General features: G+C 41.2%; 24 protein-coding genes and 1 other annotated feature. Of the genes, 20 read left to right on the top strand and 4 right to left on the bottom strand.

The window, feature by feature from the left end:
- Positions 1-119 precede the first annotated feature (119 nt).
- The 12 genes from rpoE (at position 120) to CXF88_RS07785 (ending at position 11,067) form a co-directional block, all read left to right on the top strand.
- The gene (rpoE, locus tag CXF88_RS07725; protein WP_011638383.1) at positions 120-698 is read left to right on the top strand and encodes an RNA polymerase sigma factor RpoE; all 579 of its coding nucleotides are present in this window, start codon (positions 120-122) and stop codon (positions 696-698) included.
- Between the two features lie 26 nt (positions 699-724).
- The gene (locus tag CXF88_RS07730) at positions 725-1,342 is read left to right on the top strand and encodes an anti sigma-E factor RseA C-terminal domain-containing protein (RefSeq protein ID WP_101086346.1); all 618 of its coding nucleotides are present in this window, start codon (positions 725-727) and stop codon (positions 1,340-1,342) included.
- Positions 1,343-1,382: 40 nt separating this feature from the next.
- The gene (locus CXF88_RS07735; RefSeq protein ID WP_101086347.1) at positions 1,383-2,315 is read left to right on the top strand and encodes a MucB/RseB C-terminal domain-containing protein; all 933 of its coding nucleotides are present in this window, start codon (positions 1,383-1,385) and stop codon (positions 2,313-2,315) included.
- A 199-nt stretch (positions 2,316-2,514) separates the two neighbouring features.
- Entirely contained in the window at positions 2,515-2,985 is a 471-nt protein-coding gene (locus CXF88_RS07740; protein WP_197708439.1) for a SoxR reducing system RseC family protein, read from the top strand.
- A 417-nt stretch (positions 2,986-3,402) separates the two neighbouring features.
- Positions 3,403-5,193: a translation elongation factor 4 gene (lepA, locus tag CXF88_RS07745; protein ID WP_101086349.1), complete on the top strand. Its 1,791-nt coding sequence runs from the start codon at positions 3,403-3,405 to the stop codon at positions 5,191-5,193.
- Between the two features lie 463 nt (positions 5,194-5,656).
- The gene (gene lepB, locus CXF88_RS07755) at positions 5,657-6,571 is read left to right on the top strand and encodes a signal peptidase I (RefSeq protein WP_101086350.1); all 915 of its coding nucleotides are present in this window, start codon (positions 5,657-5,659) and stop codon (positions 6,569-6,571) included.
- Positions 6,571-7,251 carry a ribonuclease III gene (gene rnc / locus CXF88_RS07760; RefSeq protein WP_101086351.1) on the top strand — a complete coding sequence of 227 codons (681 nt, stop codon included), beginning with the start codon at positions 6,571-6,573 and terminating at the stop codon, positions 7,249-7,251. Before lepB ends, rnc begins: the two co-directional genes overlap by 1 nt.
- Positions 7,248-8,252, top strand: coding sequence for a GTPase Era (gene era, locus CXF88_RS07765; RefSeq protein WP_101086352.1), 1,005 nt, complete (start codon positions 7,248-7,250; stop codon positions 8,250-8,252). Before rnc ends, era begins: the two co-directional genes overlap by 4 nt.
- A 45-nt stretch (positions 8,253-8,297) precedes the next feature.
- Positions 8,298-9,011, top strand: coding sequence for a DNA repair protein RecO (gene recO / locus CXF88_RS07770; protein ID WP_197708423.1), 714 nt, complete (start codon positions 8,298-8,300; stop codon positions 9,009-9,011).
- A 109-nt stretch (positions 9,012-9,120) separates the two neighbouring features.
- A complete protein-coding gene (gene pdxJ, locus CXF88_RS07775; RefSeq protein WP_101086354.1) occupies positions 9,121-9,858 on the top strand; it encodes a pyridoxine 5'-phosphate synthase in 738 nt (245 codons plus the stop codon).
- Positions 9,858-10,238, top strand: coding sequence for a holo-ACP synthase (gene acpS, locus CXF88_RS07780; protein WP_101086355.1), 381 nt, complete (start codon positions 9,858-9,860; stop codon positions 10,236-10,238). The genes pdxJ and acpS overlap by 1 nt, the downstream gene beginning before the upstream one ends.
- A gap of 304 nt (positions 10,239-10,542) precedes the next feature.
- Positions 10,543-11,067, top strand: coding sequence for an Mpo1-like protein (locus tag CXF88_RS07785; RefSeq protein WP_101086356.1), 525 nt, complete (start codon positions 10,543-10,545; stop codon positions 11,065-11,067).
- Positions 11,068-11,128: 61 nt separating this feature from the next.
- Here the strand turns inward: CXF88_RS07785 and CXF88_RS07790 are convergent, their stop codons facing one another.
- Both CXF88_RS07790 and ccsA read right to left on the bottom strand, forming a co-directional pair.
- Positions 11,129-12,409, bottom strand: a complete 1,281-nt coding sequence (locus tag CXF88_RS07790) for a CNNM domain-containing protein (protein WP_101086357.1) — start codon at positions 12,407-12,409, stop codon at positions 11,129-11,131.
- Between the two features lie 152 nt (positions 12,410-12,561).
- Positions 12,562-13,350: a cytochrome c biogenesis protein CcsA gene (ccsA, locus tag CXF88_RS07795; RefSeq protein ID WP_101086358.1), complete on the bottom strand. Its 789-nt coding sequence runs from the start codon at positions 13,348-13,350 to the stop codon at positions 12,562-12,564.
- Between the two features lie 281 nt (positions 13,351-13,631).
- On the opposite strand from ccsA, the gene ffh reads away from it, so the two are divergent.
- From ffh to CXF88_RS07835, 8 genes are all read left to right on the top strand, one after another.
- On the top strand, positions 13,632-15,005 hold the full coding sequence (ffh, locus tag CXF88_RS07800) for a signal recognition particle protein (RefSeq protein ID WP_101086359.1): 1,374 nt from the start codon (positions 13,632-13,634) through the stop codon (positions 15,003-15,005).
- Between the two features lie 229 nt (positions 15,006-15,234).
- The gene (gene rpsP / locus CXF88_RS07805; protein WP_011638368.1) at positions 15,235-15,486 is read left to right on the top strand and encodes a 30S ribosomal protein S16; all 252 of its coding nucleotides are present in this window, start codon (positions 15,235-15,237) and stop codon (positions 15,484-15,486) included.
- 21 nt (positions 15,487-15,507) lie between these two features.
- Positions 15,508-16,038, top strand: a complete 531-nt coding sequence (gene rimM / locus CXF88_RS07810) for a ribosome maturation factor RimM (RefSeq protein ID WP_011638367.1) — start codon at positions 15,508-15,510, stop codon at positions 16,036-16,038.
- Between the two features lie 15 nt (positions 16,039-16,053).
- Positions 16,054-16,800 carry a tRNA (guanosine(37)-N1)-methyltransferase TrmD gene (trmD, locus tag CXF88_RS07815; protein WP_011638366.1) on the top strand — a complete coding sequence of 249 codons (747 nt, stop codon included), beginning with the start codon at positions 16,054-16,056 and terminating at the stop codon, positions 16,798-16,800.
- Positions 16,801-16,833: 33 nt separating this feature from the next.
- Positions 16,834-17,187, top strand: a complete 354-nt coding sequence (gene rplS, locus CXF88_RS07820; RefSeq protein ID WP_011638365.1) for a 50S ribosomal protein L19 — start codon at positions 16,834-16,836, stop codon at positions 17,185-17,187.
- Between the two features lie 642 nt (positions 17,188-17,829).
- Positions 17,830-18,921, top strand: a complete 1,092-nt coding sequence (locus CXF88_RS07825; protein ID WP_011638364.1) for a 3-deoxy-7-phosphoheptulonate synthase — start codon at positions 17,830-17,832, stop codon at positions 18,919-18,921.
- A gap of 11 nt (positions 18,922-18,932) precedes the next feature.
- On the top strand, positions 18,933-20,072 hold the full coding sequence (tyrA, locus tag CXF88_RS07830) for a bifunctional chorismate mutase/prephenate dehydrogenase (protein ID WP_101086360.1): 1,140 nt from the start codon (positions 18,933-18,935) through the stop codon (positions 20,070-20,072).
- Positions 20,073-20,202: 130 nt separating this feature from the next.
- The gene (locus tag CXF88_RS07835) at positions 20,203-20,547 is read left to right on the top strand and encodes a hypothetical protein (RefSeq protein ID WP_011638362.1); all 345 of its coding nucleotides are present in this window, start codon (positions 20,203-20,205) and stop codon (positions 20,545-20,547) included.
- Between the two features lie 126 nt (positions 20,548-20,673).
- Here the strand turns inward: CXF88_RS07835 and pheA are convergent, their stop codons facing one another.
- Together pheA and raiA are read right to left on the bottom strand one after the other, a co-directional pair.
- Complete coding sequence (gene pheA / locus CXF88_RS07840; RefSeq protein ID WP_101086361.1) at positions 20,674-22,620, bottom strand: prephenate dehydratase; 1,947 nt, start codon at positions 22,618-22,620, stop codon at positions 20,674-20,676.
- Positions 22,621-22,678: 58 nt separating this feature from the next.
- Positions 22,679-22,800 (bottom strand) — a sequence feature (Phe leader region).
- Positions 22,801-22,923: 123 nt separating this feature from the next.
- Positions 22,924-23,277, bottom strand: coding sequence for a ribosome-associated translation inhibitor RaiA (gene raiA, locus CXF88_RS07845; RefSeq protein ID WP_101086362.1), 354 nt, complete (start codon positions 23,275-23,277; stop codon positions 22,924-22,926).
- Positions 23,278-23,625 lie beyond the last annotated feature (348 nt).

Genomic DNA, 23,625 nt, shown 5'->3' on the forward strand with positions numbered 1-23,625 from the left:
ATAAATTAATTTTTTTTAATTCAATATCGAACTTTTTTCATATCAGTAGGTCTACTTATATGAACAGGATTCGAGCGACTGAGAAATCAGTATTACAGATTTAGGAGTAGTCGGCTCGGATGAGTGGACAATATAGTGATCAACAATTAGTTGAGCGAGTACAGCAAGGCGATAAAAATGCATTTAACCTGTTAGTGCTGAAGTATCAAAATAAAGTGATGAGTTTGATTTCTAGGTATGTACGCAATCAAGCGGATGTAGCGGATGTGACACAAGAAGCCTTTATTAAAGCATATAGAGCATTAGCAAATTTTCGTGGTGAAAGTGCATTTTATACTTGGTTGTATCGTATTGCGGTAAACACCGCAAAAAACCATCTTACATCGCAAGGGCGCAGAGCACCTGCAAACGATGTTGATATAGAAGATGCAGAATATTATGAAGGCAGTGATGCGTTAAAAGAGTTTGCATCACCAGAGCGATTATTAATGAAAGATCAAATGAGTAAAGTGATCTTTGATACGCTCGACACTCTGCCTGAAGAGTTAAAAATGGCAATATCGCTCAGAGAGCTAGAAGGAATGAGTTATGAAGATATTGCTAATATAATGGATTGCCCTGTTGGCACGGTAAGATCGCGTATCTTTCGTGCTCGAGAAGCAATCGACAAACAGCTCCAGCCTTTGCTGGAAAAGTAACAGCCTTAACCTTAGATAGGTGAATAATGCTTAAATCAAGTCAAGAGTGGGTATCTGCAGCAGTTGATGGTGAAGCCGATGATAAAACATTGGCGCAGCTTTCTGCCGACGTTGATTCACATGATGAATGGCAACGCTATCACATGATAGGCGATGCAATGCGCGGCGAGTTGCCGACAGCCATTGACTTAGACCTTTTTGCTAGCATCACTGCAGCAATTGAGCTTGAACCGACAATTATTATGCCTCAAGCCAAGCAAAGTGAATTAGTCGAGCCAATTAGCACTCCACAGCAAGTTGCAGTGGGTTCAAACGTGGTGCCATTTTTCAAACAGTTTGGCCAATATGCTATTGCAGCAACAGTTGCTATGGTGGCCATTGTTGGGGTGCAAAATTATAACCAAACCAGTGATGCAGAGTCACCGTTACCGGTATTAATGACTCGTCCTTTAGTGGGGAGTGTGTCACCGGTAAGCTATCAGACTGGTGCGGTACAAAATCAACAAAGCTATTCTAATGAGCAAGTTATAGAACAGCGTCGCCGTATTAATGCTTATATCCAAGATCACATGTTACAACAACGCTTGAATCCAGGTGTTGCTGTTGATGATAATAGCGTGCAAGATGCCGCGGTAAATCCATAATCCGCCGGCAGAACCTTGTCTTACCATGTTAGGAGTTAGCTTGCGCCTTATCCTGCTAGCACTGTTAGTGTTAACCTTTCCAACACACGCTGAAGAAGATTTATCTGCTAAAGCTTGGCTTAAGAATATGAGCCAAGCAATGCACGATAAACAATACAAAACCTCTATTATTCAGCTACAAGCCGACCATATCCGTCCGCTTGTTTACATTCATGGCATTGTCGATAATAAAGAAGTCGCTTTACTTGAATACCTTAATGGTCCGCCGAAAAATGCAGTGCGAGTGGGTAATACGGTTACGTTTATAGAACATGACCAACCGGCTTACAGTGTGGTAGCGCCTCGTATTCAGGGAATTTGGCCAGCAGCTTTAGCGGGAGATTTAAGCCAGCTTGAAAAAGGCTATCAGTTTGTTATTGGTGGTCGAGGGCGTATTGCTGGACGTCCTGGACAAATGATCCGTTTACTCGCCAATGATGACAATCGTTATGATGCTCAAGTGTGGATTGATATGGACACTTATTTGCCATTACGTTTTGACTCCCTCAATAAAGAAAAACAATTACTTGAACAAACCATGGTCATTGAGCTGATTGAATTAACCGAACCTGCGAACATTTTAATTGAAGCCGCAAAGCAAGAGTGGCCAGCAGTGATGAACCAAGCGGAACGCACGGATGGTAAAAACTGGCAATTTACTTGGTTACCAGAAGGATTTGATGTGGTTGTTCGCGATCATCATCGTTTGATAGGTATTCACGAGCCGGTTGAATATGTGGCGTTAACGGATGGATTAGCCAATATTTCTGTTTATGTCGCGCGAGCGGGAGAAAATCCGATGCCCAATGAGCTGCTTATTCGTAATGGTTTATCTATGGTAGTTGTTAAAGTGGGTACGCTTGAGGTTGTAGCTATCGGTAAGGTGCCTTCTGAAACGTTAGACAGGATAGCCAATAGTTTAGTATTAAAATAAACAATGCTCGTTAACAAGCAAGCCGTGACAACAATATTTTGTGTCACGGCTTTCGTGTTTCTAGTGGCAAATTAGAAATGATATAGCTTAGCGGTAAACTTGCTTAGCCAATGAGCGGCATTGTGCTAAAATTGAATCCTTATTTATGGTTTGAGCTGATTAAATGAATAGCCACATGTCCGAGTCATCCACATCCACTATGATGGAAGAAATTGCCCGCGTGGTTGATTATCAACAAGGCTGGGTAACTGTTGAGGTTGAATTAAAAAGTGCATGTAACCATTGTGCTAGCAGTGAAAATTGTGGCACATCGACGATCGCTAAAGCTTTTTCGGTTCATACACAACGTTTTTCATTACCGAGTGAAAGACCTTGCCATAGCGGTGATTTGCTTAAAATAGGTTTACCTGAAAGCGTCATCATTAAAGCGGCTGCATTGGTGTATTTATTGCCGTTAATTGGGTTGTTTTTATCGGCAATGATAGGGCATATGCTGGCTGCTGGAATAGGATTGAGTACCAATGGTTTTGCTATGGCTTTTGGTGCATTAGGCGCATTGGTTGCCTGGTTTATTGGTAAGCACTTCGCCACTGAACTAGAGGCTCACGCCGCACCCGTTATCATTACCTATTTAGGCCAAGAAGTGGGCATTATCAGTGCCAGTCATTAGTTAGCCTGCTCTCGGGATAACAAACTGCTCGCCCTTTGTTTTACTAACTGCGTTGAATGAACTTGCAATAAGCCAGATATACGCGCGTCAATTGGCCTTGTTAGTAAAAAATGACAATTTTGATAGTGGTTAACTTCTAAGTTCATGATCTTTATAATCATATTCTCATCTCTTATCCCGAATTCAGGTTAGTGAATATTTTCCACATTTATGCTGATGACCTATGATGCCGTGTAACATGTTTAACCATCTCTTTTAACCTGAAAATGTGTGTACAGAGCCTCGAAAACCTCCTGTAATGGTTAATAATCGCCCCAAAATGGATACTATTGTTTAATCTGATTGGTATTACCCCCCCAATCAGGTACAATTTGCCACCTTAATTTTCATCATTTTAGTAGTAGTCATTGCAGCATAATGAAACACATTAGAAACTTCTCGATTATTGCCCATATCGACCATGGTAAATCAACTTTATCCGATCGCCTGATTCAGGTATGTGGCGGCTTAACTGACCGTGAAATGGCTGCACAGGTTTTAGATTCAATGGATCTAGAACGTGAGCGTGGCATTACGATCAAAGCCCAAAGTGTCACCTTAGATTACCATGCAAAAGATGGTAACACTTATCTACTCAACTTCATTGATACACCAGGCCACGTTGACTTCTCTTATGAAGTATCACGTTCTTTGGCTGCATGTGAAGGTGCACTATTAGTAGTTGATGCTGGTCAAGGCGTAGAAGCTCAGACATTAGCAAACTGCTATACCGCACTAGAAATGAATTTAGACGTAGTTCCTGTATTAAATAAAATTGACTTACCTCAGGCTGAACCAGACCGTGTAGCAGCAGAGATTGAAGATATCGTTGGCATTGATGCCATGGATGCTGTGCGTTGTTCAGCAAAGACAGGTGTTGGCGTTGATTTAGTACTAGAGGAAATTATCGCAAAAATTCCTCCGCCAGTGGGCGATGAGTCTGCGCCTTTACAAGCGTTGATTATTGACTCATGGTTTGATGCATACCTTGGTGTTGTTTCTTTAGTACGTATTAAGAATGGCATACTTAAGAAAGGTGAAAAATTTAAAGTGATGTCCACTGGACAAAACTATAACGCCGATCGCGTAGGCATTTTTACCCCAAAAGAAAAAGACAAAACAGAGCTTCGTGCCGGTGAAGTGGGTTATGTGATTTCTGGTATTAAAGAAATTCACGGTGCGCCAGTAGGTGATACCTTGACCCATGCAAAAAATGGCGCGGACAAACCTCTTCCAGGCTTTAAACGTGTTAAGCCTCAGGTTTATGCCGGTGTATTCCCAATTTCTACCGATGAATATGAAAGCTTCCGTGATGCGTTAAATAAATTAAGTTTGAATGATGCATCACTGTTTTTTGAACCTGAAACTTCATCAGCGTTAGGTTTTGGTTTCCGTATAGGTTTTCTCGGCCTTCTGCACATGGAGATTGTCCAGGAGCGTTTAGAGCGCGAATATAATCTAGATTTGATCACGACGGCACCCACAGTGGTGTACGAAGTTATCATGAACAATGGTGAAACGATTTATGTCGATAATCCTTCAGGCTTACCTGCGCTGAATAATATCGAAGAAATTCGTGAACCGATTGTTGAAGCCAATATATTAGTGCCAAAAGAATACTTAGGTAACGTGATTACCTTGTGTATTGAAAAGCGCGGTTCGCAAACCAATATGGTTTATCACGGTAATCAAGTGGCCGTGACTTATCATTTGCCGATGGCTGAAGTGGTTATGGATTTCTTTGACCGTCTTAAGTCAACGAGTCGGGGTTATGCGTCATTAGAGTATAACTTTATTCGTTTTGATCCTGCTGATATGGTGCGACTGGACATTTTAATCAATGGCGACAGAGTTGATGCATTAGCGATGATTATTCATCGCAGTAATATTCGTCATCGTGGTTTGGCATTGGTTGAAAAGATGAAAGAACTGATCCCTCGCCAAATGTTTGATATTGCTATTCAGGCTGCTGTTGGTAGTCAGATTATTGCTCGTTCAAGTATTAAAGCATTACGTAAAGATGTAACCGCTAAGTGTTATGGTGGTGACGTTTCACGTAAGAAGAAACTACTTAACAAGCAGAAAGAAGGTAAAAAACGCATGAAGCAAGTCGGTAACGTTGAAGTGCCACAAGAGGCATTCTTAGCGGTATTGAAACTTAACGATTAATTATAATTAATTGTTTTAGTTTGCTAGTGCCTGTTGATCTTTGCTGGTTAAATTTTGTTCGAGATAAAAACGTTTTAATCGAGGCGAGTGGATTGCTGCCTAGTAATCTAAGCACCACTTGATTCACAAAGAATCACTCAACAAAGAGTAAAACGTTTTTAGCCGAACCCTTCGGGCAGCGTTTGTTGGCCATTTTTACTGCGTTATCGGCTTTTTATGTAGAATAACTACACTACAAAGCCTCTGCCTTGTATAAATGACCAACAATTCGCTGCAAAAAACCTTGAAAGATTAACCGACACTAAACGCCGCGTATTGCGGCGTTATCGTTATTTTTACTATATATTTTGTAACACTCAACTGGGTGAATGTTTATTCGTTAATCACCATACTGGATTGAGTTATTCTGAGCCTTTGCTCAAGCCATATGGATCCAACACACCTAGCAGGAGATAAATCAATAATGGCAGCCTATTTTTCGCTCATTTTAGTGCTCGTAACCTTAGTCAGTGGACTTATTTGGTTAATTGATGTGGTATTTTTTGCGCCTAAACGCCGTGAAAGCTTATTAGCAGCACAAGCTAACTCAACTCAGTTAAGTGCAGATGCGATAGATAAAATCATTCGTGAGCCTGTGTTAGTTGAAACTGCACATTCGATTTTTCCGGTTATCGCCTTTGTGATGATTTTACGTTCTTTTATTTATGAGCCATTTCAAATTCCATCTGGTTCGATGATGCCGACACTCTTAGTGGGTGATTTCATTCTGGTTGAAAAGTTTAGTTACGGGTTACGCGATCCTGTATGGCGCAGCAAACTAGTTGAAACCGGTGAACCTGAGCGCGGAGACGTATTTGTATTTAAATACCCTGAAAACCCAAAAATTGACTATATAAAGCGTGTGGTTGGTTTACCAGGTGACAAGATATTTTATCGTAATAAACAACTGATGATCCAAGAAGCGTGTGTCAATAAATCTGACTGCCCAGCTGCTCATACGATTGAGCATGTAGAAATTAATCGTGGTGAGTTTAGCCAAAATGACGTGCCATTAATTCGTTTGAGTGAGCAATTAGGCGATGTAGAACACGATATTTTGCTTAATCCATCGCGCCCTGATTTCAGACAGCACTTTTATCCTCAAGCGGGTCTTCCTGCTGGTGAGTTCGTTGTCCCTCAAGGAATGTATTTTGCCATGGGTGATAACCGTGATAATAGTACCGATAGTCGATTCTGGGGCTTTGTACCGGAAGAGAATCTTGTCGGTAAAGCCGTTGCAATTTGGATTAGTTTTGAATTTGATCGTAAACCGAGTGATGTGTTACCAACGTGGGTACCGACCGGAGTACGTTTTGATAGAGTAGGTGGAATACATTGATGGAACCCATTAAAAATTTGCCGCGTTTGTGCCGTACTTTAGGGTATGAGTTTAATAATATTGAATTACTCATTCAGGCCTTAACACATCGCAGCGCAGCAAATAAACATAATGAGCGTTTAGAGTTTTTAGGCGATTCGATTTTATCGATAGCTATTTCAGATGCCTTATATCATCAGTTTCCAAAGGCGACTGAAGGTGATTTAAGCCGTATGCGCGCTACTTTAGTCAAAGGTGACACACTGACAATCATCGCTCAAGAATTCAAGCTAGGTGATTATTTGTATTTAGGCCCTGGTGAACTCAAAAGCGGTGGCTTTAGACGCGAATCTATTTTAGCGGATGCCGTAGAGGCTATTATTGGTGCAGTTTACCTTGATGCCGATATTGAAGTGTGCCGTAAGCTATTATTATCATGGTATCAAGAGCGTTTAGCTGAGATAAAACCGGGTATTAATCAAAAAGATCCGAAGACAATTTTGCAAGAATACCTGCAAGGTTTTAAAAAGCCATTGCCAGATTACCAAGTTGTTGCGGTAGAAGGTGAAGCGCATGATCAAACCTTCACCGTAGAATGTAAAATTAGTGAATTAGATAAAGTTGTCACCGGTGTGGCAAGTTCAAGAAGAAAAGCTGAACAGCTTGCTGCTGCTCAGGTATTGGAGCTACTGAATAAATGACCAAAAAAACAGACTTGCCAGCAGGTGATAACCAAGAGCCTAGCTTAGATGAACTGCTGGCAAGGATGAACCAAGCAGCACCAACGGCTACAGCCAAATACGATGTAACTTATTGTGGCATGGTGGCTATTGTCGGTCGTCCCAATGTGGGTAAATCAACGCTTTTGAACAAGTTACTTGGTCAAAAGGTGAGTATTACCTCAAAAAAACCACAAACAACTCGTCACCGTATCATGGGTATTCATACCGATGGTCCAAGCCAGATTATATTTATTGATACTCCTGGTTTACACATCGAAGAAAAGCGTGCGATAAACCGCTTGATGAACCGTGCGGCTGCCAGTTCATTAGCTGATGTTGCTATGGTTATTTTTGTTGTTGATGGTATGACGTGGACTGCCGATGATGAGATGGTGCTCCAAAAAATTCAACATCGAAATGACGATCGAAAAATCATTTTAGCCATTAACAAAGTTGATAACATTAAAGATAAGGAATCATTGTTCCCTTATTTAACGGAATTGGCTAAAAAGTTTGATTTTGATGAGATTTTGCCAATATCAGCCAGTAAAGGCACCAATGTGCAACGCATTTTGGATATGGCACGTGAATCATTGCCAGAAGCACCATTTTATTTCCCAGAAGATTATGTTACCGATCGCTCACAACGCTTTATGGCATCTGAAATTGTCCGTGAAAAGCTAATGCGCTTCCTTGGGGATGAACTTCCTTACGACGCAACGGTAGAGATTGAACAGTTTAAAATGATGGAAAATGGCGTCTATCAAATTAATGCGTTAATTCTGGTTGAGCGTGAAGGCCAAAAACGGATGGTGATTGGCAATAAGGGTGAGCGAATTAGAACGATTGCAACGCAATCTCGTCTAGACATGGAAACCTTATTTGACAATAAAGTATTTCTTGAAGTGTGGGTGAAAGTGAAATCAGGTTGGGCTGATGATGAACGTGCATTGAGAAGTTTAGGCTATGGCGAAAGCTAAATTGGCTTTAGCGTTATTGATTAAGTATTTATAGGCATGGCCACTATGAAACGTGGCTATGTGCTTCATCATCGACAATTTCGTGAATCGAGCGTGATCGTTAATTTGCTGATAGAAGGTGTTGGGCGTGTTGATGCCATTACTCGAGTCGGTTCTGGTAAACGGTCGATTAAAAGTATCTTACAACCTTTTCAGCCGCTGATTATCCAATTTAGTGCCCAATCCGAAGCCAGAAATTTAGGATTGAAAAATATTACCCAAATTGAAGCCGCTGCACCTGCTATGCCGCTGAGCGGTAATAGTCTTTATTCTGGTTTTTACCTAAACGAAATATTAGTTCGCCTATTGTCAGTCGATCACCAAGCTGAAGGTCTCTTTCTCGATTATCATCGTGCACTACTGGCGTTAGCTAAACAGTTTTGTTCAAGCCACCTGCGTTATTTTGAAATGGCTTTATTACTCGAGTTAGGTGCGTTGCCGTCTCTTGCTTATGACACCCAAGGTGACTCGTTAGATGACAGTTGCCACTATCGGTTTATGGCAGAGAGTGGTTTTATCCCTGTAGCAACCACTCAAGAAAGCTCTTTTTCTCATGGTAAAGGCTGTTTATCGGGGGCAATGTTGCTAGCATTGGCATCACAAAACCTGCAACCTGAACAGTTTAATCAAGCTAAAGGATTAATGCGTTATTTACTCACACCATTGTTGGGTAATAAGCCGTTATTAAGTAGGCAGTTATTCAGTAACAAATCGGATTAGCATATAATCTATTTTAAACCCAACACATGGACCAAACACTTATAAATTAGTGCATAACTTTGGTTATCGTGTGCCTCATTGTGTTATTTATTATCTTAAGGAGCTCGATGTGAGCGGAATACTATTAGGCATTAACATCGATCATATCGCGACATTGCGTCAGGCCCGCGGTACTCATTATCCTGATCCCGTACACGCAGCTGCAGTAGCAGAGCATGCCGGCGCCGATGGTATCACCATACATTTACGTGAAGATCGTCGCCACATTCAAGATCGTGATGTGTATTTATTGGCAAAGACATTGAAGACCAGAATGAACTTCGAGTTTGCTGTCACTGAAGAAATGATCGCTATCGCCTGTGATATCAAACCAGCGTATGCATGTTTAGTCCCAGAGAAGCGTGAAGAGCTAACAACTGAAGGCGGTCTTGATGTCGCAGGCCAGTTAGAAAAAATCCGCTCAGCCGTCACACGTTTGGCTGCAGAAGGTATTAAAGTGTCATTGTTTATTGATGCTGATAAAACTCAAATTGATGCCGCAGTGTTATCTGGCGCACCTTATATTGAGATCCATACTGGTTGTTATGCTGATGCCATCACCGATGCTGAGCAGGCAAATGAATTAGCTCGTATTACTGAAATGGCACAATATGCTCACAGTAAAGGTTTAGTGGTTAATGCTGGGCATGGATTGCATTATCACAATGTTAAGGCTATCGCGGCTATTCCTGAGCTTTATGAGCTTAATATTGGTCATGCTGTGATTGCTCGAGCCGCTATTGATGGTTTGGACACTGCAGTACGGGATATGAAGACGTTGATGCTTGAAGGCCGCAGAGGCGAATAATGGCGATTGTAGGGATCGGAACAGACATTGTTGAGATTGCCCGCATCAGTGAGCAGCGAGAGCGCCTAGGTGACAGGTTAGCCAGAAGAGTGCTGACCGAGTCTGAGCTTACTACTTACTTGCAATCAAAACAGCCTGAGCGATTTTTAGCTAAGCGTTTTGCCGCCAAAGAAGCTGCAGCAAAAGCCTTAGGCACAGGAATTGGCAGAGGTGTGTCGTTTCAACATATCCATATCGACAATGATGATAATGGCGCGCCCCAGGTACGTTTTACCGATGGCGCGCTAGCACGGCTTGAACAATTAGCGGGCAAGCATGGTTTTATCAGTATTGCAGATGAAAAACATTATGCTGTAGCCACTGTGGTGTTAGAAAGTTGATGAGAACCATATTAGGCTATTTATTAAAGGCGCATTAGCGCCTTTTTTGTGAGCTTTTAAAATTGCCGTAAGTGGGGTAGATTAACAAGATATCAACAACTCATCTCAGAACGAGATGATAACTGACATCAAACAGTCTTTTTCTATACTAATACGACGACATCACACTAGATTAATATTGGTAAATCAATACGGATTGTTAGCAAAAATGATCCATTAGATATGAATTAGATCGAATATCATTATGCCAGTTTACCTACCTCATTCCTTCTTTTGAGCTGAGGTTAACTAGAGAGAATTAAAAATGAAATCGGCAGTAGAACAACTTTCAACTTATAAAAGCGTGCACTTAAATCCACAAAATATAAAGACGCATTTTGTCGGCGTTCCTATGATTATTTGGTCGGCATTTTTGATGCTGGGGACTCTTCGCTTTGCATGGCAAGATTATCAAGTGAGTGTTGCAATGATATTAGCTGTGGTGGTATTGGGCTACTATATGGCACTTCATATGCGCCTAGCGTTTGGATTAGTATTGTTCATTGTGCCGGTGTTATACACCACAGAGCTTGTTGTTCATACCTCACATCCCTTTATCATTGCCACTAGTATTTTTATTATTGGCTGGGTTATTCAGTTTATTGGCCATAAATATGAAAAGGCTAAACCTGCTTTTATGGATGATCTCAATCAGCTTCTGATTGGGCCATTCTTCTTGATGGCAGAGTTGTATTTCATATTAGGTTTGGAAAAAGACTTAGCCGCAGAAATTACCCCAATAGCACGTGATAAACGCCGTGCTTTAGAGGCTAAGCGTCGAGCATCGTAATGAATGACTAATTCATGGCAATAAAAAAGGCGCTTGCAGCGCCTTTTTTATGTGTAAAAATTTACTCGTTATCATCAATTAACGTTAAATTGCTGGGTAAAACTCTGACTGTTTTAATCATATTATCTGCAACATCGATGACTTCTATTTGATAATCAACGATGCGTAAACTGGTGTTTGCTGCAGGAATATCTTCCAGAAATTCAATGATCAGGCCATTTAAGGTTTTAGGGCCATCAATCGGAAGATTCCATTTCATTTCTTTATTAAGATCACGAATGTTAATCGTGGCATCAATTAAGAAACTACCATCTTGTTGGATATTAATGTCTTCACTTGCCGTGGTCAGCATTGAGGTTGTGAAGTCACCGACAATCTCTTCTAAAATATCTTCAAGTGTGACTAAGCCCTGAATATCACCGTACTCATCAACAACTAACCCTATGCGTTCTTTATTTTGCTGGAAATTAGTCAATTGAACGTTTAGTGGTGTGCCTTCAGGAATAAAGTATAACTCCTTAACAGCCCTTAATAATGATGACTTACTGAATTGCTCTTTGGATTGTAAGCGCAAAGCATCACGTAAGTGAATAAACCCGACAGCATCATCGATGTTGTCGCGATAGACTAACACTCGAGTATGAGGACTTTGAACCACTTGCTTATTTATCAATTTAAAATCGTCATTGACGTTAATAGCATAAATATCTGAGCGCGAAATCATAATGTCTTCGACTGTGACTTTTTCTAAATCTAAAATCGACAATAACATTTCTTGGTGACGCTGTGGGATTAGTGCTCCAGCTTCATGAACAACTGTGCGCAGTTCTTCTTGGCTTAACGCGTCACTTGTTTTGACCGTTTTAATGCCCATTAAACGTAAAAACATTGAGGTAATTAAGTTGATTGCTTTCACTAATGGCGACAGCAATATTAATAACCAACCTAATAAAATACTCGATGGAAATGCAATACGTTCAGGGTGCAAAGCCGCAAACGTTTTTGGTGTGACCTCAGCAAACACTAACACCACTATAGTCAGAACACCGGTTGCAATAGCAACACCCATATCACCAAACAAGCGCATACCGATAATAGTCGCAATTGCAGATGCAAGAATGTTAACCAGATTATTACCGATGAGAATCAAGCCAATGAGTCGATCTGGGCGGTCGAGTAACTTTAAGGCGCGCTGTGCACCTTTGTGGTCATTGGATGCAAGATGTCGTAAGCGGTATCGATTGAGGCTCATCATTGCGGTTTCTGAACCAGAAAAATAAGCAGAAATCACGATTAAAACCAAAAGGAAAATAAGGAGTGCGCTGGTAGATATAGCGTCCAAAAAAGGGGCCCCATAAAGTGGTGTGAAATTGACCTATTGGCCAAATTGTCATAAATTTAACGGCCATTATTTATTATTGGCCGTTAGTGTCAAGTAATCTTGGTTATTTTTCAACAGAATAGAAAAGCATATTCAGCGTAAAGATATTAAAATTAGTTTAATATCAATTCCTTAACAACTCTAGCACCAAAATATGCGAGAGATAGTAAGCCTGCACCCGATAAGCTATAAATCACTGCGGTACGGATTCTACAGCCAACAGTATATTGTTGCCACAACATCGCAGCGTAAACCACCCAAGCTATTATTGATAATATTGCCTTATGGCCTTTACCGTCGCCAAACATATCTTCTAAAAATACAAATCCAGTTACGAGCGATAAACTCAGTAAAATAAATCCAATAATGATGAGGTGATAAAGTTGCTTTTCAACCGTCATTAATGGCGGCATTGCTGGGCTCATCATCATTTGCTTTTTCTTCAGTTTATTCTGGATAAACCATAATTGAATGGCGTACATAGCCGCTATCATCAATGCACTATAGGCCATGAGTGATAACACTACATGTGCCAGAAGTTCAGGGTGTATTTCAAAATGAGTAATAAACTGCGGCGGCACTAACCATAGAAGTGCTACTGACAATATTGAGCAGGCATACACAACGGGCACTACAATGATGACTTTAAGTCGAGGCATTGTAATCGTGAACGTTAATGCAATAATCCAGTTAACCAATGAAATTACGTTGGTTAAACTAAAGTTTTGTCCATCGACAGTAAAAACCGCATTCGAAAGTGCAAACCCGTGCATGATGACGGCAATACCAGAAGCCAGCATAACGGCTTTACGATTAGGCCCTTCAACATGAAAAAGTCTGCTTGTTACTAAAACCAAAGCTAAACAATAAAACAGCATGGCTGCCGCTGAAAAAATAACCATTGAGACTCAACCTATCATAGTAATTAATGCTGAAAAACTGCGCTGTGAGTGTTGAACAATACTATCAAAGCATCACATTTTCATTATTTTATTAGATTAACATGATCAGGGCCTAATATGGCAGTGACCTAAGACCCAAAATTTAACAATTTCCTACCTTTAGCTACAATAATTTACTCAAAATGAGTCAGTGTTTACGTTCTTCGCGTTGCAAGTATCGTAATTTAGAGTGGCTTGGGTATAATGGGCTCAATTATCGATATGCTTAAAAGAGCCGCTCAATGTTTGAAAATTTATCTGACAGACTTTCACGCACACTAAAAAACATTAGTGGCCGTGGTCGCTTAACAGAAGACAACATTAAAGAAACCCTGCGTGAAGTGCGTATGGCGCTGCTTGAGGCGGATGTAGCTTTACCTGTTGTTAGAGACTTCGTTAACAGCGTAAAAGAACGCGCTGTGGGTCAAGAGGTGTCAAAAAGCTTAAGCCCAGGGCAAGCCTTTATCAAAATTGTCCAAAACGAACTTGAAAAAGCCATGGGTGAGGCGAATGAAGCCCTCGACTTAGCGGCAATACCTCCGGCTGTGATCATGATGGCGGGTCTTCAAGGCGCGGGTAAAACAACCTCGGTAGCCAAATTAGGTAAATTTTTACGCACACGTCATAAAAAATCAGTCCTTGTCGTCAGTGCGGATGTATACCGTCCTGCGGCAATTAAACAACTTGAAACATTGGCTGCAGAAGTTGAGGTTGAATTCTTTCCGTCTGACGTGAGCCAAAAGCCAGTTGATATTGCTAAAGCCGCAATAAGCTATGCAAAATTAAAATTCATTGATGTGGTGATTGTCGATACAGCAGGTCGCCTGCACGTTGATGAAGCTATGATGGATGAAATCAAGCAGCTGCATGCTACTGTAAATCCGATTGAGACCTTATTCGTTGTTGACGCGATGACGGGGCAAGATGCGGCCAACACAGCTAAAGCATTCAATGAAGCGTTACCTTTGACGGGTGTTATTTTAACCAAAGTTGATGGTGATGCTCGCGGTGGTGCTGCGTTATCTATTCGCAGTATCACAGGTAAGCCAATTAAATTTCTAGGTGTTGGTGAGAAAACCGATGCGTTAGAGCCTTTCCATCCAGACCGTATTGCTTCGCGTATCCTCGGTATGGGTGATGTGTTGTCATTAATTGAAGAAGTTGAACGTGGCGTCGATAAAGACAAAGCGATGAAGCTGGCTTCAAAAGTTAAATCCGGCGGCAGTTTCGACCTAGAAGATTTTCGTGAGCAATTGCAGCAAATGAAAAACATGGGCGGAATGATGAACATGCTTGAGAAGCTTCCAGGTGTAGGACAATTACCACCAGAAGCATTGGCCCAGGTTCAAGACGGTAAAATGACCGGACAAATGGAAGCCATTATTAATTCAATGACCTCTAAAGAACGTAAGAATCCAGATTTGATTAAAGGATCTCGTAAACGTAGAATCGCTGGCGGTTCAGGTACCCAAATTCAAGATGTAAACCGCTTATTGAAGCAATTTACCCAAATGCAGAAAATGATGAAAAAGATGTCTGGCAAGGGTGGAATGAAGAAGATGATGCGCGGAATGGGCGGAATGTTACCACCAGGAATGAAGTTTCCTGGTCGATAATAACAGCATCTTTCAAGAGCAAAACTAGTAATTTTTAAATTCAATCAGTTGGTTAGGTTATATTTTTGACTTTATTGCAACAAAATGGGTGAGCTAAAAATCATCAGATTTGGTTGCAATAGTTCAAAAGTCAGGTAAAATCTTCCGGCTTTCTTTCTGGGACTCTTCGCGAACACGGAGTTCCAGTTTTTATTTTTGCTTCTAGCAAATCATTAGAGGAATAAAACGCATGGTTACCATTCGTTTAGCTCGTGGCGGCGCAAAAAAGCGTCCATTTTACAATATCGTTGTTGCTGATAGCCGCAATGCTCGTGACGGTCGTTTCATCGAACGTGTAGGTTTCTTCAATCCATTGGCCCGTGGCCAAGAAGAAACTTTACGTTTAGATCTTGATCGTGTTGAGCACTGGGTTGCTACTGGCGCTGCAACATCTGAGCGTGTTGCAAAACTGATTAAAGACGCGCGTAAAGCTGTTGCTTAATTGCGTATAAGGTATAGATAGATGAGTAGTAACCAAGAGCTAGTTGTACTGGGTAAGTTAGGTTCCAGTCATGGTATTAAAGGTTGGCTAAAAATCACTTCCTATACCGATTCTGTTGAAGGTATTTTCGATTATTCGCCTTGGCTGATAAAAGAACAAGGCGTTTGGCGTGAAGTTAAGGTCGCTCAGTGGCGTTTTCAAGGTAAAGCTGTCGTGGCTGAACTAGAAGGTGTCGCTACCAGAGAACATGCGCAAATGCTCACAAATTGTGAAATTGCGATCATGCCTGAGCAAATGAAAGATTTGGATGATAGTGAATTCTATCATCGTGATCTTATCGGCTGCGAAGTGACCAATATAAACGGCTATAACATGGGTATTGTTGACCAGATCGTGGAAACAGGATCAAACGACGTACTACTGATTAAAGCTAATGCCAAAGATGCCTTCGGCAAAGCGGAACGTATGATCCCCTTTGTCCCTGAGCAGTTCATCAAACAGGTGGACTTGCAAGGGAAACAGATTTTAGTGGATTGGGATCCTGACTTCTAAGTCGAGGTACAACATATGTGGTTAGGGGTAATCACCCTGTTTCCAGAGATGTTTCGTGCTGTTACAGACTTTGGGGTTACGGGTCGAGCCGTGAAAAACGGCCTGCTAGAGGTGCAAACGTGGAATCCTCGAGATTTCACCCATGATAGACATAATACTGTGGACGACCGACCTTATGGTGGTGGGCCCGGTATGTTAATGATGGTGCAACCTCTGCGTGATGCTATCCATGCAGCTAAAGCAGCTGCAGGTGATAGGGCAAAAGTGATTTATCTATCTCCTCAGGGACGCAAGCTGGATCAGCATGGCGTTACTGAGTTAGCTAAATCAGAGTGTTTGATTTTAGTGTGTGGTCGATACGAAGGTGTTGATGAACGCATTATTCAAACAGAAGTTGATGAAGAATGGTCTATCGGTGATTACGTACTTTCGGGTGGTGAGTTACCGGCAATGACGTTAATCGATTCAGTGGCTCGTTTAGTACCTGGTGTACTGGGCAAGCAAGCGTCAGCAGAGCAAGATTCTTTCTCTGATGGTTTACTGGATTGTCCTCATTATACGCGCCCTGAACAATTGGATGGTCTTGACGTACCCGCAGTGCTGCTAAGCGGTGACCACGAAAAAATTAGACTCTGGCGTTTACAACAAAGTATCGGAAGAACTTTTTTGAGACGACCAGAATTATTTGAAAATCTAGCTCTGACTGACGAACAAACGACTTTATTAGCGCAGTTCGTGAATGAAACGGACAAGTCCGCATAGTCAACGCTCAGTTATTACTAGGATGGAGTAATTATGAACAACATCATTAAAATGCTCAACGATGAGCAAATGAAAACAGATGTGCCTGATTTTGGTGCTGGTGATACAGTAGTAGTTCAAGTACGTGTTAAGGAAGGCGAAAAAGAGCGTCTTCAAGCTTTTGAAGGTTTGGTAATTGCTAAGCGTAACCGTGGTCTGCATTCTGCATTCACAGTACGTAAAATCTCTAATGGCGAAGGTGTTGAGCGTGCTTTCCAGACGCATAGCCCGCTAATTGCTAGCATCGAAGTTAAGCGTCGCGGTCGTGTACGTCGTGCTAAACTGTACTATTTACGTGAGCGTTCAGGTAAGTCTGCACGTATCCGTGAAAAATTGGCAACTAAGTAATAGTTACCAATACAGAATAAAGATGCAGTGTTCGCACAACAACCCGCCGAAAGGCGGGTTTTTGTTTGTGGGGCTTTTAAAAATAATAAAGGGATAACAGCGAATAGAGCGGTAATAGCGAGTAGAGCGGTAACGACGAGTAGAGCGATAACGACGAGTAGAGCGATAACGACGAGTAGAGCGATAACGACGAGTAGAGCGATAACGACGAGTAGAGCGGTAACGACGAGTAGAGCGGTAACGACGAGTAGAGCGGTAACGACGAGTATAGCGGTAATAGCTAATAGAGCGGTAAAGACGAGTAGAGCGGTAACGACGAGTAGAGCGGTAACGACGAGTAGAGCGGTAACGACGAGTAGAGCGGTAACGACGAGTAGAGCGGTAACGACGAGTAGAGCGGTAACAGTGAGCAGAGCGCGTACAAGATGTATGACTGGGGTTATTTTTTTGTACGAAATATCATCGGTTATATGATTTTTTACACTTTGTGTAAATAAGCCTTGCTCTAGGACCTTTGCGCAGGCATAGTTGCTTTTAAGGTGTAATGGTGTAGCGTTACAAAAATACAGATTGTACTATCCAATACCTAAAAAATAAATCTATTAGTGACCTTTGGTCTGTCGTCAAAAGAGAGTGATAAGTATGCAACAAGATACCATTAATAATGTGCACATCAGTTCAGAACAAGTGCTAGTGACTCCTGCAGAGTTAAAGCAAGAACTTCCATTATCAACTCATGCTTATCAATATATTCTAAATGCTCGTAAGCAAGTCTCAGATATAGTCCATAAACGTGATAATCGGGTGCTTGTGGTGACGGGGCCATGTTCTATTCATGATATTGCCGCGGCAAAAGAGTATGCATTAAAGCTGAAAAAGTTACATGATGAACTCAGTGATGATTTCTACATTTTAATGCGCGTGTATTTTGAAAAGCCTCGCACAACTGTCGGTTGGAAAGGGTTGATTAATGACCCTGATATGGATGAGTCATTTGATGTCGAGAAAGGACTCAGAATGGCTCGAGAACTCATGATTTGGCTTGCTGAACTTGAATTACCTATCGCGACAGAAGCGCTGGATCCGATCAGTCCGCAATATTTGTCCGAGCTAGTTACTTGGTCTGCAATTGGCGCAAGAACCACAGAATCGCAAACTCATCGAGAAATGGCTTCAGGTTTGTCGATGCCTGTTGGTTTTAAAAATGGCACAGATGGTAAGTTGGAAGTGGCTATTAATGCATTAAAATCAGCTGCCAGCAGCCACCGCTTTATGGGCATTAACCAAGAAGGTCAAGTTTCTTTGTTGCAAACGGCCGGTAATCCAGATGGACACATTATTTTACGTGGCGGTTTAGCACCTAACTATGATGCAGACAGTGTTGCTCAGAGTGAAGCCCAAATTCATAAGGCGAAACTCAGTGCTCGTTTAGTCGTTGACTGCAGTCATGGTAATTCATCAAAAGATCATCAACGTCAAAAAAACGTTTGCGAAGATGTATTTAACCAAATTGAAGCAGGTAATAAATCTATCATCGGTGTTATGCTTGAAAGTAACCTCAATGAAGGTAATCAGAGTTCAGATAAACCGTTAGCAGAGCTAAAATATGGTGTTTCTGTCACTGACGCATGCATTGATTGGGAAACTACTGAAACCATTTTAAGACAAGGCGCTAACCAGTTGTCTGCAGTATTACCAACGCGTTTTGAGACGCTGCAGGTTGTTAACGGTTAATGGATAAACAGATGAATGAAAAAACCACAGCAGGCTTAGAGCATCTTCGTGATTTAATTGATGGCGTGGATCAACAATTACTGCATTTATTACGTAAACGTCTCGATTTAGTGGCGCAAGTTGGTGCCGTAAAACATGCGGCTGGAGTACCTATTTATGCCCCACAACGTGAAGCATCGATGTTAGCTAAACGTCGAGACGAAGCACAAAAAATGAATGTCTCACCACAGTTAATCGAAGATATTTTACGTCGACTTATGCGCGAATCTTACTTAAATGAAAAAGATGTTGGGTTTAAGCAGATTAAGCAAGATCTGGGTCATGTGGTCGTTGTGGGTGGTCAGGGCAAGCTGGGACAGTTATTTAGTCAAATGTTGGTTCTTTCTGGCTATGAAGTTAAAAGTATAGATAAAAATGATTGGCAAGATGCCGCTGCCATTTTTGATGGTGCAGGATTAGTGATTGTTACCGTACCCATAAATGTGACCTGCGAAGTGATCCGTGACAAGTTAACCCAGCTACCTGAAAATTGTATTCTAGCTGATCTCACCTCGATTAAAGAAGCACCTTTAGCGGCAATGTTAGCTGCGCATAAAGGCCCTGTAGTGGGTCTGCATCCTATGTTTGGCCCAGATGTTGGTAGTCTCGCTAAACAGGTGGTGGTGGTGTGTCATGGCCGTCATCAAGAAGCGTATCAATGGTTACTACAACAGATTGAAATTTGGGGGGCGCGAATAGTTGAAGCTGAAGCAGAGCGTCATGATAAAGCGATGCAACTTGTACAGGCTATGCGTCACTTTTCAACATTCGTATATGGCGTCAACTTGTGCAAAGAAGAAGCTGATATTGGTAACTTATTACAGTTTAGCTCACCGATTTATCGTTTAGAGTTAGCCATGGTTGGTCGTTTATTTGCTCAAGATCCCGAGCTTTATGCCGATATTATTTTTGCCCAACCTGGCAGCCAACACGCGATTAGTGATTATCTAGATAATTATCGTGGTGCATTAACAATGTTGCAAACCGGTAATAGGCAAGCCTTTGTGGAGCAGTTCCAGCGTGTCGCTAAATGGTTTGGTGACTTTGCGCCGCAGTTCCAACATGAAAGTCGCGCCATGTTGCAATCTGTTAATGATATGAAAGCTGGATAACGCTAAATGAAGCATTATTAATTGAACTAATTATTGCGAAATAGTGACACAAAGCTTATGTTTAGTTAATACGGTAGCCAAATAACGCTGTGTTAGCTCAGTAAACTTAGTTACCTTTGGAGGATACCCCATGTCGATGATGCCATCGAATATGCTACCTGTTCAACAGGTTGAAGATAATTCCTTAGGGCATTTTCTTTACGGCTTAATGAGTGCTTTTCCATTATTTTTTGTGCCTGTATTATTGAGTTTTTGGCTTAATTTGATCCAAAAGAACGTCAATCCAGACTCTGTGTTGGGTAGTCATCTACGTTGGCAACGTATGAGTATTATTGGCCTATGCCCATTTTTTATTGCAGGATATTGGCTTAGTCCTTTATGGCTGAGTTTACCCATGTACTTACTGGGTGTTAGTTGGTTCAGTTATCGTATTTTTAAAGGCTGGATAAGTTTAAATGATGGCCTAGCAGTATGATTATTGAATAGCCTTGAATAGCCTTGAATAGCCTTGAATAACTAATTACCTTTTACAATTACGAGTAATAAAATGCCGAGAATATTCTCGGCATTTTTATGTGTGTCATTCCCGGTTATTTAATCGTTACTTTGCTTGGTATAAACCATGAATAATATCAGCTTGCGATACACCATCTTGATGTAACAATATAATTCCGTCAGCATTAAGTTGCTTAACGGCATTTGCATGAGTAGTTAACAGTGCAGCATTAATACAGAAGCTCGTGTTAACGATTACAGGTAAATGACTGCGGGATTTCACTTCAACCAATCCGGCTAAATCGAGGCTTAACTGCTCTGGGTGCGTGAAACTACGTACACCTGATTCGCATAGCCCGAGTTGTTGATTACCGTGACTAAGGACTGCATCGGCAGCTTGTAGCCAATCATCGATACTAGCCATGGTATTTCTTTCTAATATTACCGGCAAATTGACGGAACCAATTAAGGTTAACATGTCCGGGTTGTACATTTGTTTACCACTTAATATCAGCATATCTGCTAATTGGCTAGCAACGATAAACTCTTGTTCTTGATCTATTTGCATTACACATAATAAACCAGCTTGTTCGATGACCTGTGCATGCTGTTTTAATTGTTGTTCATTGAGTTGTTGTTTTAAATCATTGAGCACAATGGCTTGAAAGCCTGATTCTTTGATGTGCTTTGCTTGCGTAGCCAGTTCGGTATTATCTATCGGTAAGTTAATTTGCTGTAATGCGCTAAATTGTCCGGCGCCTATTTGTAAGTGCTGACAGAACAATTGAGTATCTTGTGATTTATAGTCGCGTGAATGCTTAGCTTGGCTATTTGGTATAGGTTTGATTAGCTCTTGTTTAGAGCTACCGGGTTCAATTAATAATTGAGCTTGCGATAGTTGTGTAGGTTTAACGGTTTCACATGGATAACAGCCTAATACTTTGATAAAACGAGTAAGGCGCTCTAACTCTTTAATCGCTTGTTGTACTTCGGTAGTAGCCAAGTTGCCATCAATATCGAGGTAAAACATCTCCTCCCATGGTGTTCCAGGTATTGGACGAGATTCTAACTTACTCATATTCAAATTATGAGCTTTAAGTACCAATAATGCTTCTACTAATGCTCCTGGCTTCTGTCCTGTCGCCATGATCAAGGTGGTTTTTGCTGGCAGCTGAGAAGGCACCGCAGAGGCTTTTCTAGCGACAACAATAAAACGACTCTGATTGATTTTTTGGTTAGCTAAACCTTGCTCCATCGCAATTAACTGATACAGGGCTCCGCCTTCAGCACTGCCTATGGCTGCGACAGTATTGCTGTCCGCCTCGACAACTTTTGTCATGGCTTCAGCACTACTAGAACAATATTCAAGTTTGATATGAGGATGTTGACTTAAATAGCGACTGCATTGACTGATCGGCTGCGGGTGAGCGTAAATAGTCTTGATATCAGATAGTTTACTGTTGGGTTTAGTGAGTAAACAATGACTCACTTCAATAGTTGTTTCGCCAACAATTGACAGCGTTGTATGTTGCAGTACGTCATACACTTCATTGATAGATCCTGAAGAGGTATTTTCAATCGGTAAAAAACCATAATCGGCATGACCAGATTCAACGGCATTAACAATTTCATCAAAACTTTTGCAGCCGAAATCAAGCATTTCGACTTGACGGCGTGAACAGTAACGGCTTGCAGCTAAGTAAGAGTAAGAACCCCTAGCACCCAAATAAGCCACAGTATATTGCTGCTTTTGAGTGTCTGGGTTAGCTCTACCATGAAGATACGTTTGTTGAAATAAAACCGAGTCTTCAATAATGCTTTGATAAAGTGATATCACAAAATGTGCATCAAGTCCTTGGTCGCGCCCTTGCTGTACCAGTCTTTCAAGTAGTTCTTTTTCTCGTTGTGTATCTCGTATAGGTCTAACATCAACTTCTTTGCTGCGTGCAACATTTAGGCTCAATTGGCGGCGCTGAGATAATAACGCTAATAAGGATTTATCCAAGGCAGTTATCTGTTCACGAGTTTGACTTAACTCAGGTGGTTTTTGCATATTGACCTCAATGTGACGCTACATACTGGCGCATGACTAGATACGGCAGAGTTTATAAGACAAAAAAGCCTCCCAGTTGGGAGGCTTTAGAATTTTCATTTTCGTTTTTACACAGAAAATCCGCCTCCAGAGGTGGGCTGAATAAAAAAGAAAATAAAAAGGCTGAATATTTTTTTGTTCATGGAGTAAAACTAAAGCTCTGACAGGCGACTGTCAACGTAAATTTACTCATCAAGGCTTGAGTATTGGATTATAGACAAAAGAAAGCGCACCCGAAGGTGCGCTGGTGAGAGATAAATAATATCAAGCGGCGTTTTCCTCCTTATAAACATACTCAAATTCGCTTTCTGTGTCATTTGGTAATGATACATGGCGTTGAGCCTGGGGTTTGTGGGTCAGGCGATTTAGCTGTTTTTCCAGCTTTTGTCCCATTGCAGTAATTGCTGCGTATAGGTTTTCACTTTTTGCCTGGGCGAATAAATCTCCACTAGGTAATCCAACTGATGCCTCTATTTTAAACAACTGCTTTTCTTGAGTAATAATGACGTGCGGGTTAATTAATTGAATATCATGTCGACTTAATTTTTCTAATCGTCCTTCAATACGTTCACGGATAAGGGCAGTGACTTCAAGTTGTTTGCTAGTGATTTTCAGCATATTTAGAACCTTCTTGTTGTTTGCTTAACTCCAGATTACCAAGGTTAACCATAAAATTCGTGATCTATATCACACTTTTACCGACTTTATATATCGAGTGCTGCATATTTGATCTCTTAGACGTTTTGAACAAAAAAGCCATTAAATATGCTTGTAATGCTGTCAATATAGGCTCATATTTGTATGGATAAGTTAATACTTAATTAGCCTTTCTGAGGTTTTTTCATACAATTTCAAGCACGATTTTGTATGGGGTTGTCTTATTCATAAACGCTCTACAAGCATGCTCCTTTATCCTATGTTACTGGTTACTTAGCTGACATTGATTTATTACTTCTCGTTAGGTTC

The organism is Shewanella sp. ALD9 (genome assembly GCF_002836315.1).
In the GTDB taxonomy this organism is placed as follows: domain Bacteria; phylum Pseudomonadota; class Gammaproteobacteria; order Enterobacterales; family Shewanellaceae; genus Shewanella.

Bases quoted from the DNA above. Each gene is read 5' to 3' on its own strand.
- rpsP (WP_011638368.1), top strand. From the start codon at position 15,235: ATGGTTACCATTCGTTTAGCTCGTGGCGGCGCAAAAAAGCGTCCATTT.
- acpS (WP_101086355.1), top strand. From the start codon at position 9,858: ATGGCGATTGTAGGGATCGGAACAGACATTGTTGAGATTGCCCGCATC.
- CXF88_RS07740 (WP_197708439.1), top strand. From the start codon at position 2,515: ATGATGGAAGAAATTGCCCGCGTGGTTGATTATCAACAAGGCTGGGTA.
- rplS (WP_011638365.1), top strand. From the start codon at position 16,834: ATGAACAACATCATTAAAATGCTCAACGATGAGCAAATGAAAACAGAT.
- trmD (WP_011638366.1), top strand. From the start codon at position 16,054: ATGTGGTTAGGGGTAATCACCCTGTTTCCAGAGATGTTTCGTGCTGTT.
- raiA (WP_101086362.1), bottom strand. From the start codon at position 23,277: ATGCTGAAAATCACTAGCAAACAACTTGAAGTCACTGCCCTTATCCGT.
- CXF88_RS07730 (WP_101086346.1), top strand. From the start codon at position 725: ATGCTTAAATCAAGTCAAGAGTGGGTATCTGCAGCAGTTGATGGTGAA.
- rpoE (WP_011638383.1), top strand. From the start codon at position 120: ATGAGTGGACAATATAGTGATCAACAATTAGTTGAGCGAGTACAGCAA.
- lepB (WP_101086350.1), top strand. From the start codon at position 5,657: ATGGCAGCCTATTTTTCGCTCATTTTAGTGCTCGTAACCTTAGTCAGT.
- pheA (WP_101086361.1), bottom strand. From the start codon at position 22,620: ATGCAAAAACCACCTGAGTTAAGTCAAACTCGTGAACAGATAACTGCC.
- CXF88_RS07785 (WP_101086356.1), top strand. From the start codon at position 10,543: ATGAAATCGGCAGTAGAACAACTTTCAACTTATAAAAGCGTGCACTTA.
- CXF88_RS07835 (WP_011638362.1), top strand. From the start codon at position 20,203: ATGTCGATGATGCCATCGAATATGCTACCTGTTCAACAGGTTGAAGAT.
- tyrA (WP_101086360.1), top strand. From the start codon at position 18,933: ATGAATGAAAAAACCACAGCAGGCTTAGAGCATCTTCGTGATTTAATT.
- recO (WP_197708423.1), top strand. From the start codon at position 8,298: ATGAAACGTGGCTATGTGCTTCATCATCGACAATTTCGTGAATCGAGC.
- lepA (WP_101086349.1), top strand. From the start codon at position 3,403: ATGAAACACATTAGAAACTTCTCGATTATTGCCCATATCGACCATGGT.
- rnc (WP_101086351.1), top strand. From the start codon at position 6,571: ATGGAACCCATTAAAAATTTGCCGCGTTTGTGCCGTACTTTAGGGTAT.
- ccsA (WP_101086358.1), bottom strand. From the start codon at position 13,350: ATGGTTATTTTTTCAGCGGCAGCCATGCTGTTTTATTGTTTAGCTTTG.
- ffh (WP_101086359.1), top strand. From the start codon at position 13,632: ATGTTTGAAAATTTATCTGACAGACTTTCACGCACACTAAAAAACATT.
- CXF88_RS07825 (WP_011638364.1), top strand. From the start codon at position 17,830: ATGCAACAAGATACCATTAATAATGTGCACATCAGTTCAGAACAAGTG.
- era (WP_101086352.1), top strand. From the start codon at position 7,248: ATGACCAAAAAAACAGACTTGCCAGCAGGTGATAACCAAGAGCCTAGC.
- rimM (WP_011638367.1), top strand. From the start codon at position 15,508: ATGAGTAGTAACCAAGAGCTAGTTGTACTGGGTAAGTTAGGTTCCAGT.